19 protein-coding genes and 1 pseudogene are annotated in these 24670 nt (G+C 36.2%); 8 read left to right on the top strand and 12 right to left on the bottom strand.

Annotated elements, in window-relative coordinates:
- Positions 1-383: 383 nt before the first annotated feature.
- Positions 384-1340, top strand: coding sequence for a cation diffusion facilitator family transporter (locus tag IQ283_RS09315; protein ID WP_242057309.1), 957 nt, complete (start codon positions 384-386; stop codon positions 1338-1340).
- A 141-nt stretch (positions 1341-1481) separates the two neighbouring features.
- Here the strand turns inward: IQ283_RS09315 and IQ283_RS09305 are convergent, their stop codons facing one another.
- A complete protein-coding gene (locus IQ283_RS09305) occupies positions 1482-1955 on the bottom strand; it encodes a PCYCGC motif-containing (lipo)protein (RefSeq protein ID WP_276511819.1) in 474 nt (157 codons plus the stop codon).
- A gap of 555 nt (positions 1956-2510) precedes the next feature.
- On the opposite strand from IQ283_RS09305, the gene IQ283_RS09300 reads away from it, so the two are divergent.
- The gene (locus IQ283_RS09300) at positions 2511-3365 is read left to right on the top strand and encodes a cytochrome c oxidase assembly protein (protein WP_194219904.1); all 855 of its coding nucleotides are present in this window, start codon (positions 2511-2513) and stop codon (positions 3363-3365) included.
- 450 nt (positions 3366-3815) lie between these two features.
- Here the strand turns inward: IQ283_RS09300 and IQ283_RS24275 are convergent, their stop codons facing one another.
- Entirely contained in the window at positions 3816-5087 is a 1272-nt protein-coding gene (locus tag IQ283_RS24275; RefSeq protein WP_194219903.1) for a murein hydrolase activator EnvC family protein, read from the bottom strand.
- A 485-nt stretch (positions 5088-5572) separates the two neighbouring features.
- On the opposite strand from IQ283_RS24275, the pseudogene IQ283_RS09290 reads away from it, so the two are divergent.
- A pseudogene (locus IQ283_RS09290) lies at positions 5573-6561 on the top strand (flavin-containing monooxygenase).
- Here the strand turns inward: IQ283_RS09290 and IQ283_RS09285 are convergent.
- Complete coding sequence (locus IQ283_RS09285) at positions 6558-6764, bottom strand: capping complex subunit for YIEGIA (protein WP_194219902.1); 207 nt, start codon at positions 6762-6764, stop codon at positions 6558-6560. The pseudogene IQ283_RS09290 and the gene IQ283_RS09285 sit on opposite strands and share 4 nt — an antisense overlap.
- The gene (locus IQ283_RS09280) at positions 6765-7688 is read right to left on the bottom strand and encodes a YIEGIA family protein (protein WP_194219901.1); all 924 of its coding nucleotides are present in this window, start codon (positions 7686-7688) and stop codon (positions 6765-6767) included.
- Positions 7689-8111: 423 nt separating this feature from the next.
- On the opposite strand from IQ283_RS09280, the gene IQ283_RS09275 reads away from it, so the two are divergent.
- From IQ283_RS09275 to IQ283_RS09260, 4 genes are all read left to right on the top strand, one after another.
- Positions 8112-8843, top strand: coding sequence for a ZIP family metal transporter (locus IQ283_RS09275; RefSeq protein WP_194219900.1), 732 nt, complete (start codon positions 8112-8114; stop codon positions 8841-8843).
- 89 nt (positions 8844-8932) lie between these two features.
- Positions 8933-9262: an ArsR/SmtB family transcription factor gene (locus tag IQ283_RS09270; protein WP_194219899.1), complete on the top strand. Its 330-nt coding sequence runs from the start codon at positions 8933-8935 to the stop codon at positions 9260-9262.
- A gap of 24 nt (positions 9263-9286) precedes the next feature.
- Positions 9287-11416 (top strand): heavy metal translocating P-type ATPase, encoded by a 2130-nt coding sequence (locus IQ283_RS09265; RefSeq protein WP_194219898.1) that lies wholly within the window; start codon positions 9287-9289, stop codon positions 11414-11416.
- Between the two features lie 86 nt (positions 11417-11502).
- On the top strand, positions 11503-13350 hold the full coding sequence (locus IQ283_RS09260; protein ID WP_194219897.1) for an LTA synthase family protein: 1848 nt from the start codon (positions 11503-11505) through the stop codon (positions 13348-13350).
- Positions 13351-13534: 184 nt separating this feature from the next.
- Here the strand turns inward: IQ283_RS09260 and IQ283_RS09255 are convergent, their stop codons facing one another.
- From IQ283_RS09255 to IQ283_RS09220, 8 genes are all read right to left on the bottom strand, one after another.
- Complete coding sequence (locus tag IQ283_RS09255) at positions 13535-14650, bottom strand: copper resistance D family protein (RefSeq protein WP_194219896.1); 1116 nt, start codon at positions 14648-14650, stop codon at positions 13535-13537.
- A 23-nt stretch (positions 14651-14673) separates the two neighbouring features.
- A complete protein-coding gene (locus IQ283_RS09250; RefSeq protein WP_194219895.1) occupies positions 14674-15252 on the bottom strand; it encodes a copper resistance CopC family protein in 579 nt (192 codons plus the stop codon).
- Positions 15253-16729: 1477 nt separating this feature from the next.
- The gene (locus IQ283_RS09245; protein ID WP_194219894.1) at positions 16730-17128 is read right to left on the bottom strand and encodes an HI0074 family nucleotidyltransferase substrate-binding subunit; all 399 of its coding nucleotides are present in this window, start codon (positions 17126-17128) and stop codon (positions 16730-16732) included.
- Positions 17104-17394: a type VII toxin-antitoxin system MntA family adenylyltransferase antitoxin gene (mntA, locus tag IQ283_RS09240; RefSeq protein ID WP_194219893.1), complete on the bottom strand. Its 291-nt coding sequence runs from the start codon at positions 17392-17394 to the stop codon at positions 17104-17106. Before mntA ends, IQ283_RS09245 begins: the two co-directional genes overlap by 25 nt.
- A gap of 241 nt (positions 17395-17635) precedes the next feature.
- Positions 17636-17983 carry a DUF4260 domain-containing protein gene (locus tag IQ283_RS09235; RefSeq protein WP_194219892.1) on the bottom strand — a complete coding sequence of 116 codons (348 nt, stop codon included), beginning with the start codon at positions 17981-17983 and terminating at the stop codon, positions 17636-17638.
- Positions 17984-18182: 199 nt separating this feature from the next.
- Positions 18183-18821, bottom strand: a complete 639-nt coding sequence (locus tag IQ283_RS09230) for a class I SAM-dependent methyltransferase (protein ID WP_242057308.1) — start codon at positions 18819-18821, stop codon at positions 18183-18185.
- Positions 18822-18948: 127 nt separating this feature from the next.
- On the bottom strand, positions 18949-21489 hold the full coding sequence (locus tag IQ283_RS09225) for a heavy metal translocating P-type ATPase (protein WP_194219890.1): 2541 nt from the start codon (positions 21487-21489) through the stop codon (positions 18949-18951).
- A gap of 23 nt (positions 21490-21512) precedes the next feature.
- Complete coding sequence (locus IQ283_RS09220; protein ID WP_194219889.1) at positions 21513-21884, bottom strand: ArsR/SmtB family transcription factor; 372 nt, start codon at positions 21882-21884, stop codon at positions 21513-21515.
- A gap of 328 nt (positions 21885-22212) precedes the next feature.
- Here IQ283_RS09220 and IQ283_RS09215 point away from each other — a divergent pair, with 328 nt between their 5' ends.
- Positions 22213-23913, top strand: coding sequence for a pyruvate oxidase (locus IQ283_RS09215; RefSeq protein ID WP_194219888.1), 1701 nt, complete (start codon positions 22213-22215; stop codon positions 23911-23913).
- Positions 23914-24670: the final 757 nt, after the last annotated feature.

Raw genomic sequence — 24670 nt, 5'->3', positions numbered from 1 at the left:
ATGTATTTCCTCTCCTGAAAATAATTCCAATTTAAATAAATTAAGATTTCTATATTAGCATGTACATAGCAATATTATATATTTAGATAATCTAGATAAAGATTCAGCCTATAGTTAACATATAGTCATTCGATAAAACATTCAAGAAACTATTGTTACACTACAAATCCACGATTTACAAGAAGTTTTCCCTGCAGCCAGGAAAAGAATGCTTTAAAAGCAATGTTCTTGCGGGAAAAAGGTATTCCATTAAGAAAGCATACCAGATAATTATTAGATATAGAGATCATAAATATTTAAAAACGATTAAATCAACCTTCTATTGGGTATATATATGAACATGTATTCATATTAACGATTTAATAGTAAGGGAGATGTTTTTTTTGAGTCATAATCACAATCAGGATCATGGACATGATCATGGACATAGTGCAAATAAAAAAGCGCTGATAGTAAGCTTAATTATTACAACTGTATATATGGTCATCGAAGTGATTGGTGGTTTAATTACAAACAGTCTTGCATTACTTTCTGATGCTGGACATATGCTAAGTGATTCGGTATCTTTAGGAGTTGGTGTTTTAGCTTTTGTAATGGGGGAAAAGGCAGCTAATTATAGCAAAACTTATGGCTATAAGCGTTTTGAAATACTGGCTGCGTTATTTAACGGAGTGACGCTCGTACTCATTGCTTTGTACATTTGTTATGAAGCTTATCAACGGTTCATCAATCCTCCCGAAGTAGCCTCTACAGGGATGCTAATTGTAGCTAGTATCGGTCTCATAGTAAATATTGTTGTAGCTTGGATTCTCATGCGAGGCGATACCAAGGAGAATTTAAATTTACGTGCTGCCTTTTTACACGTTTTAGGTGACTTACTGGGCTCGATAGGTGCAATTGTAGCTGCTTTACTTATTATGGTTTTTGGGTGGGGTTGGGCTGACCCTCTCGCAAGTGTGATTGTAGCAATTCTCATTTTAATCAGTGGTTGGCGCGTAACACGAAAATCCATCCATGTCCTAATGGAAGGGAAGCCCGAAAATATTGATATGGATAGTGTCATCAATTCACTTGAAGAACTACCTGAAGTTATAGGAATTCATGATTTACATATTTGGAGTATAACTAGTGACAAAAATGCATTTTCTTGTCATGTGGTAGTTAATGAAGGCACTTCATTTGAAAAGTCACAGCAATTATTACGAACTATTGAAGATAAACTAGCTTACCATAAAATAAATCATGTAACAGTACAATTAGAAAATCAGCACCATCCACATGAGGGGTCAATTATGTGTAAAGTTAATGATGGAGAAGAACATAGCCAACACCATCATTAAAAGGTTTCTTAGTAGTAAAACACTTAAAATCTGATATAAAAAGAGGGCAACCAACAATTAATGATGGTTGCCCTCTTTGTTCATTCAAAATTGTAGCGTTCTTAGACTTAACAAATAAGATACCTAATTTCCTATAATCCTTTAAGATGGCATTGGAGTCGGAGTAGGTGTTGCCCCATTCCCTCCATATTTTTGATCGATCATCTTCCGAATGGTTTTTAGATCCGTACCTTTTTCATATTCTGATTTCGCCTCACGGGCGATATTAACACAGATACCTCAGCCAAGGCCCATGTCATCTAGAATTGCTTTGTTATCTTCTACTCGATCAACAAAGCAGTTTGTATTACTGGTATGGCCATCTTCTTCATAACAACCGCAATAACAGGGCACATAATTTAAAACTTCCGGGTGGTCTACCGCAAACTGATAAGCTTCTTTCGTTTCGTTTTGTGCACCTAACTCCTCTATGGCACCCCAATCATTTGATCCCACAATATATTTGAGTTCCTTACTGTTTTCTGGCGCTTGAACTTGTTCTTCTTGTTGGTTTGAAGCACAACCTGTGATGAGAAATATGCTAATAGCAATATAAAAAACTAAATAATTACGCATCATATCCCCCTTTCTTTCAGTACAGCAATTCGTACAAATTTTCTTTGCCTAGATCCCGTTAAGGAAATTGCGGGATACTTTTTCTTCCATAATACTTCTGCCAGAGTACAACACCACTATCCTATGAAGATCCCTGTCAATCTTTTGAGGATTAACAATTAATACTCTATCAAATTAGACAAATTATTAGATTTTCATTAATCATTATACTTATAACTGATTGAAGAATCTCTTTATACCTTGACAATTTTCTGACAAACTTAAACTTGGAAATTATCTTTCATCTAGAGATATACCAACGTCCATATCCATTTCCGTAACGTTATTCGTAGATCAAATTGTTAAAAGAGTCTTTATCTAGAGGGAATATACGGCGCTTAAAAACTGTTTTTTCTTTTTTCTGAAAAGCAGGAAATTAAATTAGATTAAGAGTATACACAAACCACACATTTGATAAAACACGAAAATTTAGGAACAAATTAATTAATAGTCTATCAATATATGATAATATGAACATATAACGAACTTATCTTGCTAAGGGAGGAAAACTTATTAATGAATCATCAGCTTACTTTTTTTGATTTATGGAACCCCTATCTATTTGTTTTATTAATTTTGTTGGCAATACTATTTTTTAGATACATAATTACACAATCAAAATCTAACAAAGTTCAAAAGCATTCTCAAAAGAAAAAAACAATCCTCTTTATTCTAGCACTGGTATTTTACTTTATAGCTGAGGGAAGTCCACTTAAGGCATATGGTCATTATCTGTTTAGCTTTCACATGACTAGTATGGCTATATCCTATCTTATTGTTCCACCTTTACTGTTACTTAGTATACCAAAATGGGTATTCCAACCCATATTGAAAACAAAAATATTAAAAAAAAGTATTTCTTTTTTTACTCATCCGATTGTTTCGGTAATATTGTTTAATGTTGTATTATCTTTTTATCACATACCAGTCATTTTCGATTACATCATGAGTAGCATGGTTTACATGCACTTCATGAACTATGTATTATTACTATTGGCCTTTTTCTTTTGGTGGCCTCTTGTATCGCCATTACCAGAATTGAATGAAGTTTCTCACATAAAAAAGCTCGGCTATATTTTTGCGGCAGGCGTTCTGTTAACACCCGCGTGTGCGTTAATTATTTTCTCAAAAGAATTATTATATGAAACGTACCGGAATGCTCCAACGATATTTAGAATTTTCCAACCTTTAGATGATCAACAAGCAGCTGGCATCATCATGAAAATCATTCAAGAAATTGTTTATGGTATTGCATTGTGCGTTATTTTTATGAGTTGGTCAAAAAAAGAAAAGCGTCAAGATGATTCCGTTTTATCAGAAATAGACGCATATGAGAAAAGGAGTGGAAATTTTGAATTTGAAGGAAAATAAAACTGTTATTTCGGTCATAATCATCGCTTTTGTTCTTCCTTTTATTATCCTAATGAGTATTTTATTTTCTGGAATTTGACTTGCGATAAACAAGATGTCGACTTGAGATTGGCATCTTGTTTTTGTACATTTACTTGATGATTTTCACCTAAACTGAATATCAGTGGTAGTCAAATAGCAAGTGAAGCAAAAATGACATAAGAATTAGTGTTAACTGATAATCATCACTAAATCCAATTCACAACATTCATCCCTATATCTCTACTTCTCATTCTTCATGTCTTAACTGATTGACGAGTTTGTGACAGACATCACAATAAGCAACAAAGAAAAAGAAGCCCTTCTTAAAGACTTCTTTTCCTTTGTATTCATTATTATATGAGAAATCCATTTTTCTATAAGCACATGTGTGTACAAGTTTAAATTCACATTAATTATGACCACTGATCCTTATGGTAAGTAGGAAAGAGGATCAACAGCATTCGACTTTTCCGCATTCCAAGCCCCTTTGTGAAGCTCAAAATGAAGATGTTGACCAAACGAACGGCCTGTATTCCCCATTTTTCCTAATCGTTGCCCTTTGGAAACCCTGTCCCCCGTTTTAACCGTTCGGTTTCTCATATGAGCATAAACCGTAGTATAGGTTTGACCATTCTGTTTGTGTGTTAAAAATACCACATTTCCATAGCTTGATGAATAATAAGACTTAAGGACAGTTCCTGAAGCAGCTGCTTTAATTGGTACAACCCCTCCTTTAGCGATATCTAACCCCTCATGATATCCCATTGAACGATTACCAAATGAGGATGTAACAGAAGCAGACGCAGGCCAACTGAAACCACTGGAAGAGCTAGGCTTATTCTTTTCATCTTTAAGTTTGAGAGATTCATCCTGTTTGGATTCCTGCTTTTTCAGCTCTCTCTCTTTCACTTTTTGTTCCTCAGCTTTTCGTTTTTCTTCTTTATTTCGTTTTATTTCTTGTTTAATCGCAATTTTTTGAGCCCTCAATAAATCATTAGATTCTTCTATATCTTTTAAGCTTGTCTCTAGCTGTCCTTCCTTTTCTTTGTACTTACTCATGACCTTTCGTTTTTCTTCTTTTTTATCTTCAAGTTCCACTTTTAAAGCCTTAAGTTCATTTAAATCGTCCTCTAACGTTGAAAGGGCTTGCTGAAGAGAGTCTGATCTTTTTTCAACTGTGAGCTTATCTTTTTTTTGCTCATTCAACATCTCTTTATCTTTTTCAGCAATTGTATTTAGCGCACTAACTCTTTGAATGAAATCAACAAAGCCCTCAGATCCGACCAATACTTCCAGGTATTCTACACTTCCTCCACTTTGTTGCATAGATCGAACTCGATTTTTTAATAATTTATCTCTTTCTTCTATTCGTTTTTTAATCTGTTCAATTTCTTTTTTTAGTTCATTGATTTTTTCTTGTGTACTTGTTACTAGCTCTTCTGTTTTGGTCATTTTTTGGTTATTTTCTAAAATGGCCATATCCAGTTCTTCAATTTTGTTTTCAGTTTCGTTTTGTTTAGCAATTAAGTTTTCTTTTTCTTTTTCCACTTTCTCTTTCTTATTTACATTTTCAGATTCCTCTTTTTCAATGTTGTCTACTTTTTTTTCTAACGAATTGGCCATCGCAACACTTGGTGAAGAATATGTAATAATGAAACTCGTAATCAAAACTAACGAACACCATACAGCACTTATTTTCAAAGTTACTCCTCCTAAATGAATATATGAACACCTAATCATCTATCGAAAGTACAATATGACAAACTTAATACGTTTCATAGTATAACAGGAAATATTTCGACAAATAAACCTATTTTTCTTTACAAATACGTTTCAATGAGATTACACGCTGACACATATATAATAATTCCAAGATGTTCAAGGTTTTGTCATGAATGAATTAGTTAATACATGATAATATGTTCATATAATACTTTTGTTAGTTCAAGACATAAACGTTATTCATTTAATTATACATATAGTTTGGAAAGTAGAGAGGGACATGAGAACAACAATGACATGATTTTTATGAGAATTTTTGTGTTTAGTCCATCTGTTTATTTCTTTTTTTTACCAAAAAAAAAGAAATAAAGGAAGCATAACCAGAAAAAATAGAGATAGAAACGAGGAGAAAACCTGTGTATTTTGATGTTATTGTAATAGGTGGAGGCCAGGCAGGGTTGGCGATGGGATACTGGCTAAAACAAAGTACTTTCTCTTATTTAATCGTTGATAAGCAAGAAAGCGTTGGATAAACTTGGAAAAATCGTTATGATTCATTAGTGCTCTTTACACCAGGACAATATAACAAGTTGCCCGGCTTATCATTTCCCGGAGAAAAAAGGGACTACCCATCAAAAGATGATGTAGCGTCCTATTTACAACAATATGCCCGTACCTTTCATCTCCCCATCCAGAATCAAACGTGTGTTCAAAACGTATCGAAAATAGGTGGCGTTTTTTCCGTTAAAACGGACCAAGGTCTCTTTACATGTCAGAATCTTATCATTGCAACAGGACCTTTCCAGACGCCGATAGTCCCAGACTTTTCAAATGTCATGTCGAAAAAAATAGTTCAACTCCATTCTTCTGAGTACAAAAATCGAACGCAACTGCAAGATGGGAATGTACTAGTCGTTGGTGGGGGCAATTCAGGATCCCAAATTACTAGCGAGATAGCTAGAGAAAGGACTGTTCACTTATCCATAAGTGAAGGACTGACATTTATGCCGTTGTCAGTGGGAAACAAAAGCATTTTTTGGTGGTTTGATAAAATAGGAATTCTAAAAGCAACGAAAAGTTCGTGGGTAGGAAAACAGCTTCAAAAAAAAGGTGACCCTATTTTTATCTGAAAGATTATATACGGAATGAAATTGTTAAAATCCATCCAAGGTTAATAAATGCATCTCAATTTCAATGCATTTTCCAGGATAGATCAACTATGGTTATACAAAACATCATTTGGGCAACTGGTTTTAAGGCTGACTATTCTTGGATAAATGTAATGGGTGCCTTTGATAAAAAAGGTGCTCCCATCCATAATAGAGGCATTTCACCAGTTAAAGGACTCTACTTCTTGGGTTTGCCATGGCAATACCGACGTGGCTCTTCCCTTTTACAAGGTGTTGGAGCTGATGCAAATTTTCTCTTTGAGCATATAAAACAAAATTCCTAGATTCTTATCACCATGTAATCCCCATTTGTTAATTTAACCACATCAGCTTTTAGGCCTTTCGCGATATCTCGCATCATTGTGGTTAGTTCTTTTTCGTTTTCAGAATAAAGACAGAGGTTACCACCTGACAGAATTCGTTCTTTATTAGTAGAGAGGTAAGCTAATATTTCATAGGATGGTTTCATGGACGATTCGCGTCCCATTTAAATATCCCCTTTCAGTTTGGTTTTCATTACATTATGCGATTTTTTGGCGCTTTCTAAGAGAGGGCATTTTTCTACTACTTCTACGAAAGCCTTAATATCGGGTTTTAAAGGAACTAATGCGATAATTACTCTTCCCTTCTCATAATCTTTACGAGTAAAATGATACCGTTTAATACCTAATGCTCTTGTAGCTTCAAATAACGCAGCTCGTCGTTGGCCATAATTATCAAGCGTAATTCGAAAGTGTTCTTCATTGGGATAAATAACAACAGCCATACATTCATTTTTCACAAGGGTTTCAGCGTTCTCTGTTCCTAACAAGTTGCTGACATAAATGCCATCAACAAACAATTCTGACCCCTTTACTTCGACATTACCTGGCTTAACAGAAGCGATGTCCCCAATGGTCTTCCCTTTTGAAAATCGAATGAGCAAATACAGCACGAAAAATCCCACAATCATGCCTGTTAGTACATTTACCCACAGTTGGAGTTGTGTAAATTTTGAAAGAAATAAGATGAAACTGGAAGTGACCAGCGCTACAATTAAACAAAGGTAGTTTCTAGCCTCGAAGGTTTTAGCAATCCCATCAATATAAGCACTTCCTCGATATGTATATTCAGTTTGCTCTAGACTTTCAAGACTTTCCTTTTCAGTTTTTCGAACATCTCTAAATTGCTGAACAGCAACCGTTAGGAAGGTAACTGCTACATAGTTTTTACTTAGAAGAGCTGGTAAAGCCACTGCTCCAAGAGCAGAAGCAATGAACCCCGTTACAAGATGAATCATATATCCATTCGGATAACTAGGGTACTGTCGGTAGTCTTCTTTTAAGGTCACTAACCGGGAAACAAAGCCGGTTAAGATTGCTACAAGAATTATTGTTAGATCACTTAAATTCAACAAACTTCCACCATTCATGGAACGAATCACTTCCTGTAAGATCTTTTGGTGTTATTAGTTTGGATCTTTTGTTTTAAATTATTCCACGCAATATGGAGTTTGTTTTTTGAAATTTTTATAAGCAAACGATTTGCAAAACACACTGGAGGGAAATCAATTGAAACTAAAATGGATCAAATATATTCCGCATGTATCAATGTTTATCGAAGAATATAAAAAAGACAAAAATATTCTATGGCAGTTTAAATTAGTATTAATAATCATGCTAGCAATTGTAATAGGTATTCCAATTTCCATTTTTAAATTTCTTCATTAAATTTATTTTTATATTTGTCGCTCTAGATAAGGTCATCCAGTTATTTTATGCTAAAAAACTCGTCTATTTAAACGATATTTGAATATCCTTTTTATACTACTAAATCGTATGGAAAAGGTGATGTTATGGAGAACATAGTACTACTCTCCGTGATGGCATTTCTGACTGGATGCATAGGGATGTCTATCGGTGGTCTAGCTGGCAAGGGAATTTATCATCTTTATCAACATAAGGTGGAAGAACTTTACGCCATGTGTGGTGGTATGTTAATTGGGGTAATCCTTTTAGAATTATTACCTGAAAGTTTAGCCACTTACGGTAATATCCCGATCACGCTTGGTGCGCTTTTGGGAGTTCTTGTACTCGTAGGCATGGAGAATGTCTTGGCAATCTATTCAGAAGCTGATGGGCCGCATTTCTGGAGTTCTATTATCCTCCTAGTTGTTGCCATAGCAATTCATAATATTCCAGCAGGGATTTCATTAGGGACCACCTTCAGTACAAATGACCTTGGTTTAACACTACTCGCGACTCTGTTCGTCCATCATATCCCAGAGGGTATGGTTCTTTTGTACACGTTAATATTTGAGGAAGTAAGCTTTATATTCTTTCTATTAATCACATTCATTCTTTCTCTGGTTCTTTCTGTTTCTACATACTTAGGCATTCATTTGGATTCAACTGAGAAATGGAATGGGTTGCTTCTTGGAACGGCTGTTGGTTCATTTAGTTTTGTAGCATTGTATGAAATATTATGGAAAGTAAAAGGAAGACTCACTACGCGAGATTTTCTCTTTTATATCCTAGTAGGTTTTGTAATTATTATGGGATACTTACGTTTGTTTGGGTTACGTTGACATCCTGGATCAATATCTGTAGAATTATACACAACATATGAACACATGCTCATATGTTGTGTATAATAAGGGAAATGAGGTTGAACGTAATGGAAAACGAGGAACACCGCGACAGTACTACCATAGAAGACGACCTTGATGAAGAAACGTTATTTATTGTTTCTCAGACATTCAAAGCTTTATCCGATCCTACACGAATTCGGATTCTTCATTTATTATCTCGAAAAGAATGCTCAGTAAACGAAATAGCTGAAGAATTATCACTATTACAATCAACGGTTTCGCATCAATTGCGATTCTTAAAAAACCTTCGTCTGGTCAAATCCCGAAGAGCTGGAGCATCAATTTATTATTCCCCTGAAGATCAACATGTTCTTTCTTTACTAAAACAATCCATTGATCATGCGTTACATGATTAAGAAGTAGAAAAAGGAGTGGACATAATGAAAGAATATCGCATAAAAGGACTTTCATGTCCGAACTGTTCCCTGGAATTGGAACAACAAATTAGACAACTAGAAAACGGTGATTCAGCTTCTATTAGCTACAATTCTGGAAAACTGAATGTTGATGAAAAGGTTAATATAGAAGAAGTGGAAAAAGTTCTTGCGTCTGATAACGCCTCTATTATGAAAGTAAATCACGATCACCATAACGGCCATGATCATGATCATGGCAATCAGAAAACTTTGATTCTATTGCTCTCTATCTCAGCAACCATTTTCCTAGTTACTCTCTTTATGGAAAATCAAGTGGACACTTCTCTTGTAATCTTCTATCTATTAGCGATGGCATTAAGTGGTTACCAAACATTTCTAAAAGGACTCAAAAATCTATTCCGTTTTAAATTTAACATCGAAACATTAATGACAATTGCATTGATCGGGGCAGTTTCGATTGGAGAATGGAAAGAAGGAACTCTTGTCGCCATCTTGTTCGGATTGAATGAACTACTTGAAGGTTATGGAATGGAAAAAGCAAGAAAATCTATGGAAAAATTATTGGATATCGCACCAAAAGAAGCCACTATTATTCAGGATGGAATGGAACAAGTCGTTTCGATCCAAAGCCTAAAGGTGAACGATATTGTTTTAGTCAGATCCGGTGGAAAAATACCTTCAGATGGAATGATTGTATCTGGCAATAGCTCCGTAAATGAATCGGCCATTACCGGTGAATCTATGCCTATTGAAAAGTCATCTGGTGAAGAGGTTTTTGGCGGTAGCATTAACAATGAAGGTGTATTAAAAGTACAAATCACGAAAGCCTATGAAGACTCTTCACTAGCAAAAATTCTCCACCTTGTGGAAGAAGCTCAAGATACCAAAACTCCTACTGAGCTCTTCATCAACCGTTTTTCAAAATATTACACACCTTCCATCATGATTATTTCGGGTATTGTAATGGTTGTTCCCCCATTATTATTTGGAGGAAGTTGGGGTGAGTGGTTCTATCAGGGGTTAGCTGTTCTCATCGTAGGCTGTCCATGTGCCCTGATTCTTTCTTCTCCTATTGCAAATATTTCAGGAATCACATCAAATGCACGGAACGGTATCCTGGTAAAAGGGTCTGTGTTTCTAGAGCAATTAGGTAAAATTGACACCCTGGCTTTTGATAAAACAGGGACACTCACCAAAGGCCAACCATATGTCCAGGAATATGAAGCTTTTGATCAAAAAAGCTTTTTCACAGTGGCTGCAGCCATTGAGAAGTCCTCTTCTCACCCACTAGCAAAAGCCGTTATGAAAAAAATTGAAGAATATTCAATTGATCATAAAGAAGCAGATGAAATTGAAACAGTCTCAGGGCAAGGCATTATTGCTCAAGTGGATGGTCAAAAGTACTGGGTTGGCAACGAAAAAAATATAGAACACCTTACTATCCCAGTCCCTATTCAACACAAAATAACCGCAATGAAAAAAGAGGGATTGACACTGGTAATAGTGGCTAGTCAACATCAAATACTAGGAATTTTCGGTATAGCCGATCAGATCCGAGAAGAAAGTCACTCCGTTGTTAAAGCTCTTCATGAAACGGGAATTAAAAACACGGTGATGTTAACAGGAGACCATGAAAAAACAGCAGAAAAAGTCGCAAAACAAGTAGGAGTTAAACGTTATTATGGTAATCTACTTCCCGAAGAAAAAGTTGAGATGATTAAAGCCCTAACCAAACAAGGGAAAGTAGCCATGATTGGGGATGGTATTAACGATGCACCAGCCCTCGCCTCTGCCGACTTAGGAATAGCGATGGGAAAAGGAACAGACAGTGCCATAGAAACTGCTGATATTGTACTGATGCAAGATCACCTTGAAAAACTTCCAGATGCAATTTCAATCGCCAAACGTGTGAATCGAACGATCAAACTAAATATTTCTTTAGCACTTGGCCTTAAATTAATTGCATTATTATTGACAGTGCCTGGACTGTTGACCCTTTGGATTGCTATTCTCGCGGACATGGGAGCGACAATACTTGTTACCCTTATAAGTTTAACAATCCTCTGGCAAGGGAAAGAGGATAAAGGTTATAGCTCAAAAGACGATGTAGAAAGTAACCTGCAAACATCTTAATTTCAGAATAACCCGGTTATGTTTTTAATAACCGGGTTTATTAATTAAGATGCACATAATTAGTTTTATAGATTTGGAGGATTCATATGATTGCCCAGAAAAAACGAATGATCCTATTATTGATTTTTGGACTTGCAATATGGTTAAAGACATATATTGTTTATAAGTCTTCTTTTGATTTACCGATGGAAAACCTTCTACAGGAGATCATACTCATTTTAAACCCCATAAGTTCTATTCTATTATTAATCGCAGTTAGTACGATGTTTAAAGGGAAATTACAAAAGTATGGTTTACTAATTATCGATTTGGTAGCCACTATTATCTTATACGCCAATGTGGTTTATTATCGGTTTTTCTCCGATTTCATCACGATCCCAGTTCTATTCCAGACAAACAATATGGGAGATTTAGGTGGAAGTATTTTTGAATTAATTCAATGGCAAGATATCTTTTTGTTTATCGACATTCCAATACTAGCTTATTTAGTAAGTACCAAATTCACTAATAAACTGATTGTGAGAAAGAAAGAAACGATGCTCATTTTTGCCAGTGCTCTTGTTATGTTTGCTATAAATATTGGACTAGCTGAAATGGAACGACCGCAGTTATTAACTCGGACGTTCGACCGAGAAATGTTAGTGAAAAACATTGGGACGTTTAATTACCATATCTATGATTCGGTAATGCAAACCAAAACAAGAGCAAAAAGAGCCTTCGCAGATAGCAGTGAAATTACCGAAGTAGAAAATTACATTCGCGGTAATAATGTCCCCGTAAATCCCAACTTTACGGCAAAAGCGAAAGGGAAAAATGTATTTGTTATATCGTTGGAATCGACACAGAATTTTGTCATAAATAACAAAGTGGATGGAAAAGAAATCACCCCTTTCCTAAATGATCTTATTGATCAGAAAGGCACCTATTATTTCAATAATTTTTACCATCAAACAGGACAAGGTAAAACTTCGGATTCGGAGTTTATCGTTGATAACTCAATGTATGGATTACCTAGTGGGGCTGCTTTCTTTACCCATGCACAGAATGAATACAATGCAACACCTGAAATAATTAAGGAAAAAGGCGGCTATTCTTCCTATGTGTTCCACGCGAACAACAAGAGTTTTTGGAACCGTGATATTATGTATCAAACATTAGGTTATGATAAATATTATTCATTAAAATATTTTACAACAAATAAAGAAAATTCAATTGGCTGGGGATTAAAGGATGACCAATTTTATGCGCAATCCATGAAATACCTAACAACTTTACCGGAACCTTTTTACGCTAAGTTCATTACCTTAACCAATCATTTTCCATTCACATTAAAACAAGAAGATGAAATGATTCCCGAATGGACTTCTGATGATGGCACAGTCAATCGATACTTTACAACGGTTCGATATGAAGATGAAGCGCTGAAAAAATTCTTTAATATGCTTAAGGAGAAAGGCATGTATAAAGATTCGATGTTTATAATTTACGGTGATCACTATGGTATTTCTGAAAACCACAATGAAGCAATGGGTAAATATTTAGGAAAAGAAGTCACGCCTATGGTTTCCGCTCAATTGCAGAAAGTTCCGTTTATCGTCCACATTCCAGGAGATGAAGGGAATAAAACCATTGATACCGTTTCTGGTCAAGTGGACGTGCAACCAACCCTATTAAATCTACTAGGCATCAAATCCAATAATCTGCAATTTGGGAATGATATGTTCTCAAAACAAAAGAAAGACTTTGCGGTTTTTCGAGATGGTAGTGTCATAACCGATCAGTACATTTATACAGAAGATAAGTGCTATCAATCTAAAGATGGCACTGAAGCTCCCAAAGAAAAATGTGCTCCTTATGTAGAAAAAGGGAAAAATGATCTAATGTATTCAGATAAAATTATTTATGGCGATTTATTGCGCTTCTACAATAACTAATCCAAAAATTAAAAGAGGCTGACTTATCACACAAAACATGGTGTGGTTAAGTTCAGCCTCTTTCTTTACTTGATTCAGTTTATTTTCTTATAAAACGTTTGGGTAGTTTCTTTGTTTGCTTTTAAGCTTTAAAAACAAAAGAACACGCAAGTATAACCTACTCAAGTTTCTATTTCGCCTGAAACTATCTAACCCCCAGCATAATCCCCAAATACATACAAATTGGGACTACTGTTCCTACAAGAATTACTAGATAGGTTGGAAATCGTTTAATTGACATGAAAATATTTAATATCAAGAATAAAAAAGCAAAAGTGAAAAAAATTAAACTGTCACCGGTAAGTGCCCAGCTTACTTGAATAGTAGGATCAATAGCATCTTGGTAAAATAATTCAAACAACGGTGATACACCATCTGATTGAACAAGCTTATCAACCTGATGCGGAGGGTATTGTTGTCCCATAAATGCTGTTATTCCAAAAACAATAAGGGCATATATCCCCTCTATTCGTAAGTATCTGGCGATATTTACATTTGAATGTTTTGCCAAACGTTTTTTAAGTACCACCCCATTTAAAAAAGCAAATAACAATATGGGAATGAAAAAAAGATGTTTAAGTAAAAGAGCCTGTCCATAATTAACAACTAATCCATTTGCATATTCTGTTAGAATAAAAGCGTTTTGATCGTTGTAGGATTGAATATCGATTTCCATTAATAAATAACCCGCAATAAACGTTACTGATACACATACAATCGAAAGTGGCGTGAACCACTTAAGAAATAAAGGCCAATTCTTAAAATCTTTTGACCCAAAACCAATCACGAGAAGTATACCAATCCAGATTATAACGGCTAAAAAGTGAACCGAATGGGCAATAAACCCTGTCCAAGGGGTAATGGATGCCGCATGCCCTGCTTTTCCAACACCAAATGCTAACAAAACAATAAAAACAAGTGCAACTTTAATTAAAGGTTCCTTTGTATCGAGTTTAATGGTGGCCAATAATAAGAATAATAGAACAGCTAAAATCAGTGTAAAAAGCCACGCTCGTCCGATTTCAAATGTAAATAAGACATTTCGAAAGCTAACCCACATTCCTACATTGTTAGATAAAATTAAACTAACGCGTAATAACGGTCCAAAAGATAGAATAGGTATCAAAGCTGTACATATCAATAAAACTGGTTTCGATATGTTGATTTCTGGCCTATATTTTATCGGAACCACTAATACCAGTAACGATCCAATCAAAACGGAAAAACTTAAATATAATAACAATTCTGTTATAACTATCATATCAATCGCTTCCTTCAAATTTCCTATGATTTTTTTTGAATAATCCTGTAAAAAAGATATACAGCAAACAGTCCTAATATAACAACAAGCCAAAAGGTGATATTAGAAAGAGGTAAAGATAGCGCAGTTGTATTCTTTTCTTTATCATCGTTAATGGTTGCAGTATTATCTTCTTCATCTGATTGTTTGGCATCAACATGCTGATCATTTTTTTTGGCTTCATTATCTTCTTTTTCATTAGACGGGGTATTCTCTGCCCTTACTTTAAAAGAGTAGCTTTCTTTGACTAGATGCCCGTCAGCACCAATAATTTCAATGTCGACTGAGTAAGAACCATTTAACAACGGTTGGTTAAAGGTACCAATCATTTTACTCTCCTCTATTTGAAGGCGGTCAGGTTTCATTTGAGCCCCCAGTTCATTAGTTAGGGTGATATTACTTCCATTTTCTACTTTTGTATTAAAATCTAACTCAACCTTTGTCAATGGTTCGTATATTACTTCACCTTCCTGAGGGTTAGATGCTTCTAAAACAGAATGAGCATTAGTAAGTGGACTGTATATAAAATATAGTAGAAGGGCTAAAAATATTGTTTTTTTCATTGGTCATCTCTCCTTTTCCTCTATCTTATCAATTAAAAAGCATTTTTCCTCTTATGTTCACACAATCTATAAATATTTTGAACTTTTTAAACATGCTTTGTTAGTCATGAGTCGAAAACTCGATTGTATTACATTAGAATGTGGTTACGAAAAAATCCAGACCACTGTTAAAGTCCATTCAATAAAAAAAGAAGACAATCACCTAGTATAAGGTTAATCGCCTTCTTTCTGTCTTGTGTATGTTGGTATGTCCATCGAGGTTCTCTAGAGGTAATTAGTTTTCATTGGTTACGCACATCTGCTTAACCTTTTTCTGCTAAGAAACGTTAGTTTACCTTTTTAAAGATTGAATCCATGATACTTTCTTCCTGGTACGGTCAATATTTCTTGTCTAGAATCTAATCACAATGCCGTTTAACCAGTTGTAATCGCTTATCCTTGTCTAAATACTTATTGGCGCAGAACTGACAAACGGTTATGTTCTCTTTCTCAAGCAAAATGACGATCTCATCTTGGTCAAAATCCCGGAAGCAATCTTTACAGAAAAACTCTTTGGCTCTATTTTTGGAGTTCATCGATTCACACCACCTATTAATTCCAAATAGATTTGTTGCTTATCAGAGGATTTTTCTATAAACCATCTTTTCATGACTCAAGTAATTTATATAGGTTATAAAGGAAATTCCGTATTTCGTTCATGTAAAATATAATCCTCTACTGAAAACAATCATTCGGTGACCTGTCTTACTTTATGAGCACTCGAGATATTCAAGAGGATCCACATACCCATCATAATTGTTAAACGATGAACCTCCATAACTGATATAAGTAAGGGAATCCCCGTTCTAGTTTTAACTCATCACTTCTAAATTGATTTTTTCATAGTTATCAGCAATTGTAGAGTAATTTGTAGTTTTCATGAAAAGCCCTTTTCTTACTTTTCACAAACTGCTGGTGGTTACAATATCTTCATATGGGTATGCTGCACGAATGACTAATTCCAATTATTCATTTCAAAACTCTGCCATTTATTCAACCTTTTCCCCAACGTATTACGCTGCTATGATATTACAGAATCGCTCCGAGATCATATCCAAGGCAATAAATCCATTCGGCTTATAAAATCATTGGTGATTAGACCTGCGCACCCAATGATTTCGTCTGATTCCAGCATTAAATACCAAATAGGAAGAGGACTATCTGTTTTTATACTGTTGGTAATACTGTCCTCATATACTTTCATGTTGTTTTCATTTGCCCACTTATTCTGAAAATACTTAATCGCTGCTTCTTTATACTCTGGGTTTTCTCTTACATTAATAATTTATAGTGACTTCACCTAGCTACCCTCTATATTTAAAATCTTTATTAAAGAATTGCTTCAAGATAGTTGAAATCTCGATTTCAAGACTTTTATTAACTATATAAAGAGCCCCATACATTAATACTACTGTATGGAGCTCTATTTTATTGATGGTTACTCCATCACTTTATTATCCATCCGATCAACCCATAGCTGGAGAAGGCCATAATACCGTTTCAAATTCGTATGAATTTTAATGGCCACTTCTTCGTTATAAGTATGAACAGTCAAATTTCGATCATTTACCATTTCCAAAGCCAGGACGGTCTCGTCATCCTGCAACAAGTTGACCTCCCGACAACTGCGAATGACACCCTTCGGAGAGCCGACATCAACCCCTTCTACATCATATAAATATTGCTTCGCCGCTTTCCAACTGGCCTCAAAAGAGAATTCAAACCTTTGAATTGACGCGTCTCGTTCCACATCATTTGGATTTTCAAGAGTCGCTAGCTTCTCAAAGGTAGCCAACGCCTTCTCTGCTGCATCTAATCGTTGGCGTAATCTTTCCATAAGATCCCCTCCTCTTTCACTTGTTGGACTAATGCTTCTTTGGCATGATGTAAATCCACGAGGTCCACCTTATAAGGGATGGTAGAATCCTCAATTTGCTCGATAATTTTATTCCATTTAAATGGAGAGATCGGGGAAGGGGATTCAATGGCAATGTCGATATCCGAACTATGTTTTTCCTCCTGGCGAGCCCAAGATCCAAATAAATAAACACGCGCTTTTTCCTTAGTGAGTTGCTCATTCAAAATCGATTTTAATTGTTCCAAAATTCGCCCTCGTAAATCAACAGGACATCCCATACTATCCCTTCCTCTTTTTGTCCCATTATAACATAATGTAAATCTTCTCTTTCGAGACTTTCCCTCTCAACTCCTTTACAGGATATCCGAATTCTATAAGGGATTGCACCAAAACAAAATATATAACTGCTATTCTATTACAGATAAGCTCCGAGATTGTTGAAGAAAGGTTTGACATCACAATCACACCTTAGAGTTCAAATGGTATCTAAACTTTTTGTAAGTGCGTATCCTTAAAGTTACTTGGATACTTTAAACCGTAGCCGATTGTCCGATCCATTCCAATATGTGCGACCCAAATAATACATAATGCCAACATCAAATCTTGATGTAAAATAACACTAAGAATGATAAGTATTAACGGAATGACATACTTATGTCCAAAATTATAAATAGTTGAACCTATTGAGTTATTAATCACGTAACCCAACATAGATAGATCTGGTACAAGTAAACAAAGGAAGACTAGCCACCAACTCGCGTCTATACTGGCATAAAAATACACTGAAACAAGTAAGACGATCAATACTTCAATATGTAATAATGATTTACTCATTTTAGCCCCCTCATTCCAATTCTCACTAATTTTACGTATTCTAACAGATTAGGTTTCACAAATCGTTAATTCCTCCGATTAATACTTATAATTCAAGAATATCTTCCCAACACATAAACTGGAATACTATTCCTGAATCGCTCCATATGGAAGAATTTAAACTTAGATTTCGCTCTGTTTAACATCATTAACCAAGATGTTAATGATGCGATTTTTTAATAACGATTTTTCTATACATCCCATTAAACATGACATCCTCATCTTCTTGTACAGTCAGAGTTTTATTATTCCCTTCTAACAGACTCTCAAATTTTACTCCTATATCTGTGCCAAGTAACATGATGATAGGTCTGAAGATTCTCGTCAAAGGTGATAGATTTTTACCTTTTGGAGAAAATTTATCAAAGATTATGATATGACCTTCTAGTTTTAAAACCCTTGCCATCTCTTTTAAACATAGATTAGCATCTTGAACTACTGATAAAACGAGGCTTCCAATCACTAAATCAAAAGAATCGTTAGGGAATTGCATATTCTGAGCATCCATTTGTAAGAACTTAATAGGTGTGTCTTTGAATTTATTTTTAGCTTGTTTTAACATTTCAGTAGAGTAGTCTATCCCTATAACAGTTGATTCAAGATGATTGAACCATTCAAGGTCTGCCCCGGTCCCAACTCCAACAAAAAGGATTTTTTTATTCTTCTCGAAGATCACATTCTCAAACACTCTTTTACGAGCATTACGAAACTTCCCAGAATTAAAGAAGTTGTCATAAACGGGTGCCCACATTTTATATATCGTTTTATTCCAATGATTTTTCGTATTAAAATCCATCATTTTAATTACCCCACTTTCTACCAAAGACATGGGAGAACATTTAAGGTTTAAGTTGATTGGCAGGGTCTCCTTGGCTCTTTAGGAGTCAGTTTAAATCTACAAAAATAGAGAGGAATAATTCTCCTCCCTATTTCTGTCTTAACAACCTCATACTGTTAAGAATAACGATTAGCGCAGCACCGGTGTCACTTAACACAGCCATCCATAAGGTTAAAAATCCAGGAAAGATTAGGGCTAATGCTGCCAACTTGGTAAGCAGAGAAAACCAAACATTCTGCTTAATGATGTTCATGGCTCTACGACTCAATCGAATCGTATGCGGAAGTTTTTCCAAATTATCTGCCATCAGGACGATATCGGCAGTTTCCATGGCTGTATCCGTTCCAGCGCCGCCCATGGCAATCCCAAGATCAGCTGTCGCAAGGGCCGGAGCATCATTAATTCCGTCTCCTACCATAGCAACACGCTTACCTTCCGCCTGTAACTTCTTTACGGCGGTCACTTTATCTTCAGGTAATAACTCAGAGAAGTAGCGATCGACACCTGTTTCGGCCGCAATTTTTTTCGCTGTTCCATCATTATCACCTGTCAACATCACCATTTCATTCATCCCAATTTTCTTGAGTTTTTGAATGGACTGAACTGTGATGTCACGTATCGTATCCGCAACAGCAATGAGACCTAGAACCTCGGTTCGAGTACCTACCACTACAAGCGTGTTTCCGTGGCGTTGTAATGAATCAATACGCTCTGCTATGTCATGAAGAGGGACCTCCATGTCTTTAAACAATTTTGGATTACCGGCAAAGTACATAATTCCATTAATTGTAGCCTGTGCACCTTTACCAGCAATAGCTTTAAAGTCTTCCCCCTGTTTAGTACCAATGTTTCGCTCTACAGCATAACTCGTGATGGCTTGAGCGATGGGATGCGTGGAATGTTCTTCAATGGTTCGAGTAATTCCAATTAACTCTTCACGATTGTTTTGAAGAGAAATGACTTCTGCAACTTTTGGTTTACCTTCTGTAAGGGTCCCGGTCTTATCAAAAGCAATTGCTTGAATAGCTCCAGCCTTTTCTAAGAAAGTTCCCCCTTTGATTAGGACGCCATTTCTAGCTGCATTTCCAATCGCAGATACAATGGCCACTGGTGTAGATATGACCAATGCACAAGGGCAAGCGACTACCAATAAAGCAAGGCCTTTATAGACCCACTCTCCCCATGACCCGAATCCAAATAATGGCGGTACCACCATGATAAGAAGAGCAAGAGTATAGACAATAGGAGTGTAGACATTTGCAAAGCGATCCACAAACGCTTGAGTTGGTGCTTTTTTCTCCTGAGCTTCTTCTACAAGATGAATGATTTTTGCAATCGTTGTATCTTCTACTAATTTTGTTACCTTAACTTCTATGGAACCACTTTCATTCACTGTACCTGCATAAACCGTGTCTCCCTGTTGCTTATCTACTGGCAAGGATTCCCCGGTGATGGGGGCCTGGTTGATACTGGATGTACCTGTTAAAACTTCTCCATCCAGAGGAACTTTCTCTCCGGGTTTAATGACGATCGAATCATTGACTCCTACCTCTTCTACTGGTTTTCGGATAAGCTGATCCCCAGACTTAACAGTAGCTTCTGATGGAGTGAGATTAATCAGGCTTCGAATCGATTCTCTTGTACGCTCAATCGACCTGTTTTGTAAAGTGTTGCCTAAGGCGAAAAGCCATACGACCGTTGCTCCTTCAAACCACTCGCCAATGAGGGCTGCCCCAATGGCGGCAGAGGCCATGAGAACATTCATGTCTAAGGAACCACTTTTAATAGCGTAGAAGGCGCTTTTCGCCGGTTTATATCCACCAATCAGAATAGATGCAGCGTATAATGACGTAATTAAGCCGGGCATTACGCTAGTAAATGAGACCATAAAACCAGCAGCCAGCAATATGCCGGATAGGGTGGTCGTTGAGATCCCCTTTCCCTTTTTATCGGAAGTTCCTTCACTTTTGTTACTAATTGAATCTAATGAAGCATCAAACCCGGCTCTTTGGACTTCTTTGATAATTTCGTTTTGATTTGTTGTATGATCAATTTGCATTTTTCCTGTCGAAAAATTCACCTGCACATCTTGAACATTTGAATTCCTACTTAAATGCTTTTCAATTGTCATCGCACAAGAGCCACAATCCATACCTTCAATTTTATACGTTTGCATATTTTTGGTTTTGCCTAAAGGCTCTGCTTTAAAGCCTAGTTTATGCACTTGATCAGGAACTAGATTATACACAGAGCGATCATTAGCACTCACTGTCATCTTCCCGGTTCCATAATTAACTTGAACCCACTGAATTCCTTTGATTTTTTGTAACCCTTTCTCAATGGTTGCGGCACAGGAAGGACAATCCATTCCATCAATCTTGTATTCCACAGGTTTCTGCCCTTTTGGCTCACTATTCACTGCGTCAATTTGTTCATTTTTATTTTCTCGGTTACTACAACAGGTTGAAGAGCTTTCTGGATGTTCTTCTTTGGTGTTTGTATCATTTCCACAGCAAGATGAAGAAGTAAAAGCTTCTTGCTCAGCACAGCAGGAACTTGCGCTTATTTCATTAAGCTCCGGCTGACTAGAGCAACAACTTGCTTGTGTCTCTTTTTCTACACGACTCATTGATGTCCCCCCATTTAATCCATTCAGACTTCTTTTGAATGTAGTAAAGCAATCGAAACTAACTGATGAACATGATTGTCAGCCAAGGAATAAAAAACAAGTTTTCCTTCTTTGCGATACTTGGCTAACTTCATGTTACGCAATAATCTTAAATGATGAGAAGCAGTGGCAGTCGTTGAGCCAATAATATTGGCCACATCGCAAACACAAAGTTCCTTCTCCAGGGTTAAAGCATACGCAATTTTCATACGTGTGGCATCTGATAAAGCTTTGAAAATCAACTCTACCCCTTCCACTTTTTCAATTTCTGGTTGCACTCGTTGAACAAGTACTTCATCGTAACAAAACGTATCACATGTATCTTTAGAAGCTTTTTTTATAACCTCTTCACTCATTTTTTCACCTTCATTCTAATGGTTGTTTGGATATTTGTTTATTATAATATATGTTTCAAACACTTCCGCGTCAACAAAATTATTAGCATATACCTCATGCATCCATTCGAATATATTAAAATTCATACCCCACAGAATCATTAATTCAACTTATATATAGAGAATTAGCTTTTATACTCGTTTTTAGTAAATTCCAATATGCTTTGAAGGTGATTTGCATTACTACGAATAGATAATAGCTTCACGAATGATTAAAATTCAACTCAATTGTATTGTAAAATCAGAAATGCAAAGAATAACGGTATCACTATTTTGAAGGAGGATCACATTGTTTAGAAAGAATGCAGGAGACGTTTTGATGGAATTGTTAATTGACTGGAACATAGATCATATCTATGGTATGCCTGGAGATTCCATTAATTCAATCATAGAATCATTAAGAAAAGTCGAGGATAAAATTAAATTTATCCAAATTCGCCACGAAGAGAATGGAGCATTGGCAGCTTCTTCCTATGCCAAGTTAACTGGTAAGATTGGAGTATGCACAGCCATCGCTGGTCCAGGAGCAATTCACTTACTTAACGGGCTTTATGATGCAAAATTGGATGGGGCACCTTTACTGGCTATTTGCGGGCAAGTGGAATCGGACCTTATGGGAATAGATTACTTCCAAGAAGTTAATCTTTCTCGCCTTTTTGATGATGTTGCCGTTTATAATCAGCGGATTACATCAGCTGAGCAGCTTCCAGGAGTGATAAATCAGGCAATTCGTACGGCGTATGCTAAAAGTGGCGTTGCTGTTATTACAATTTCCGATGATGTTCAGAAGGCTGAAGTTGAGAAGGGAGCTCGGTTTACAAGTCCCGTTGTTATCAAGCCTAAATTCTTTCCTCATCAACAAGATTTGATAAAAGCTGAAGCACTGCTTCGTCAGTCAAAAAAAGCAGTTATTTTAGCAGGAAAAGGAGCTAGGAAAGCCAGTGCAGAACTTGTGGAATTTGCTGAAAGAATGGCATGTCCCATAGTATTATCGTTACCTGGGAAAGGTGTTATTCCTGACAAGCATCCCTATTGCCTTGGAGGATTAGGGTTAATCGGGACAAAACCGGCTTATGAGGCGATGAAAGAAGCAGACACATTAATACTTATCGGGACGTCCTTTCCATTCACCGGATTTCTTCCTGAAAAAGCGAGAACTCTTCAAATCGATACGAACCCTGTTCAAATCGGCAAACGGTACCCAATCGATGTTGGTTTGGTAGGAGAAGCTAAAGAGACGCTAAAGGAATTATTAAATGTACTACAAGTAAAGGAAGACCAAACATTCTTAGAAAGTTGTCAGGGACGTATGGCCGATTGGTGGGGCAAGATGGAGAAGGAAGAAGAGGTGGAGAGTGTTCCGATTAAACCTCAAAGCGTGGTGAAAGCTTTACAAGATGTCACATCCAGTGATGCCATCATATCCTGTGATGTGGGGAACGTAACCGTATGGATGGCTCGACATTTCAGAATGACAAATCAGAAATTTGTTATCTCTAGCTGGCTAGCAACTCTTGGCTGTGGGCTTCCGGGTGCTATTGCTGGGAAAATTGCTTACCCATCAAGACAAGTAGTTGCTGTATGTGGAGATGGCGGGTTTACAATGACAATGAACGACTTTGTGACAGCCGTTAAATATGATTTGCCGATGATGGTCATCATTTTAAATAACCATAAGATTGCCATGATTAAATTTGAGCAAGAAGTAATGGGGAATGCTGAATTCGGAACAAATCTACACAATCCGAACTTTGCTAAATACGCAGAAAGTTGTGGGGGAGTAGGAATCCGAGTAGAAAAACCGGAAGATTTGATGCCAGCTCTAAAAAAAGCAGCACTTCAGTCAAAACCTTGTATTGTAGACGTTGTTGTGGATGCAAATGAAGCACCGCTTCCAAGTAACTTAACATTTAGCCAGGCAAAAGGCTATGCTCAGCATATGATAAAGGAATTGTTTTCTGAAGGGAAGCTTGATTTGCCCCCGTTATAAAATGAAGAAGGGGTCAGGTAAGTACCTGACCCCTTCTTCTTGATGAGCAAGTCCTTATAAAATATAAATCCCTTAAGTGTAATAACTTTGATTATTAAGTAATGCGTGATAAATGGTTACACTATCAAAGTCCAACACTCGTACACCAAAATATTTTTTTATCTTTTGTTTTGGTCCTAATAAATATTGAATAACCATATTTTTCATCAAATGAAATTCGTGATGTATTTAACTCAACAAAGTCTCCTACCTCTGTAAAAGTTTCTCCAAGAATACTTGCTAAAGAATTATATGTAGATTTTATATTTGTACAATTAATGTTTTTGCCAACCAATTACAACACCACAAAAAACAGACTATATCCTAACATTTGATTAGATTATACTATAAGAAAAATTTTGTAGAGTATTCGCAAAATTGATATTATACACGAAGTTACTTAAGAAGAGTAGCATCTTTATTAGTAACCAGATTGTCCAAATTCGTCACTATGAACTGATACTATCACAGACAGAGGTTCTTTTTCACTTCTATCCTCTCTACGAAAAAAAGGCCACCTAACAATCTCCCCTTTCAATTGAAATGTACATGTTGACGTATCTTCCTATTCAAAATTCATTCTCATTAAATTGTTCTTCGTTGCTGTTCTTCATTCTCACCAAAGATTTAATTTCGTAATAAAGCTTCTAGTCATCAGCATATAATTACCTTCTATAATTCACTGGATCCATATTTTCTGCTTGGATTAATTAGTGTT

The organism is Pseudalkalibacillus hwajinpoensis (assembly GCF_015234585.1).
In the GTDB taxonomy this organism is placed as follows: domain Bacteria; phylum Bacillota; class Bacilli; order Bacillales; family Guptibacillaceae; genus Guptibacillus; species Guptibacillus hwajinpoensis_B.
The sequence above is the reverse complement of the archived record's forward strand: the minus strand, read 5'-3'. Positions and strand labels throughout refer to the sequence as shown.

What these genes read in the sequence shown, in the direction of transcription:
- IQ283_RS09285 (WP_194219902.1), bottom strand. Translation starts at nt 6,764, where the DNA reads ATGGGACGCGAATCGTCCATGAAACCATCCTATGAAATATTAGCTTAC.
- IQ283_RS09300 (WP_194219904.1), top strand. Translation starts at nt 2,511, where the DNA reads ATGAATCATCAGCTTACTTTTTTTGATTTATGGAACCCCTATCTATTT.
- IQ283_RS09270 (WP_194219899.1), top strand. Translation starts at nt 8,933, where the DNA reads ATGGAAAACGAGGAACACCGCGACAGTACTACCATAGAAGACGACCTT.
- IQ283_RS09255 (WP_194219896.1), bottom strand. Translation starts at nt 14,650, where the DNA reads ATGATAGTTATAACAGAATTGTTATTATATTTAAGTTTTTCCGTTTTG.
- IQ283_RS09245 (WP_194219894.1), bottom strand. Translation starts at nt 17,128, where the DNA reads ATGGAAAGATTACGCCAACGATTAGATGCAGCAGAGAAGGCGTTGGCT.
- IQ283_RS09275 (WP_194219900.1), top strand. Translation starts at nt 8,112, where the DNA reads ATGGAGAACATAGTACTACTCTCCGTGATGGCATTTCTGACTGGATGC.
- IQ283_RS09230 (WP_242057308.1), bottom strand. Translation starts at nt 18,821, where the DNA reads ATGATGGATTTTAATACGAAAAATCATTGGAATAAAACGATATATAAA.
- IQ283_RS09220 (WP_194219889.1), bottom strand. Translation starts at nt 21,884, where the DNA reads ATGAGTGAAGAGGTTATAAAAAAAGCTTCTAAAGATACATGTGATACG.
- IQ283_RS09280 (WP_194219901.1), bottom strand. Translation starts at nt 7,688, where the DNA reads ATGAATGGTGGAAGTTTGTTGAATTTAAGTGATCTAACAATAATTCTT.
- IQ283_RS09260 (WP_194219897.1), top strand. Translation starts at nt 11,503, where the DNA reads ATGATTGCCCAGAAAAAACGAATGATCCTATTATTGATTTTTGGACTT.
- IQ283_RS09250 (WP_194219895.1), bottom strand. Translation starts at nt 15,252, where the DNA reads ATGAAAAAAACAATATTTTTAGCCCTTCTACTATATTTTATATACAGT.
- IQ283_RS09265 (WP_194219898.1), top strand. Translation starts at nt 9,287, where the DNA reads ATGAAAGAATATCGCATAAAAGGACTTTCATGTCCGAACTGTTCCCTG.
- IQ283_RS09235 (WP_194219892.1), bottom strand. Translation starts at nt 17,983, where the DNA reads ATGAGTAAATCATTATTACATATTGAAGTATTGATCGTCTTACTTGTT.
- IQ283_RS09225 (WP_194219890.1), bottom strand. Translation starts at nt 21,489, where the DNA reads ATGAGTCGTGTAGAAAAAGAGACACAAGCAAGTTGTTGCTCTAGTCAG.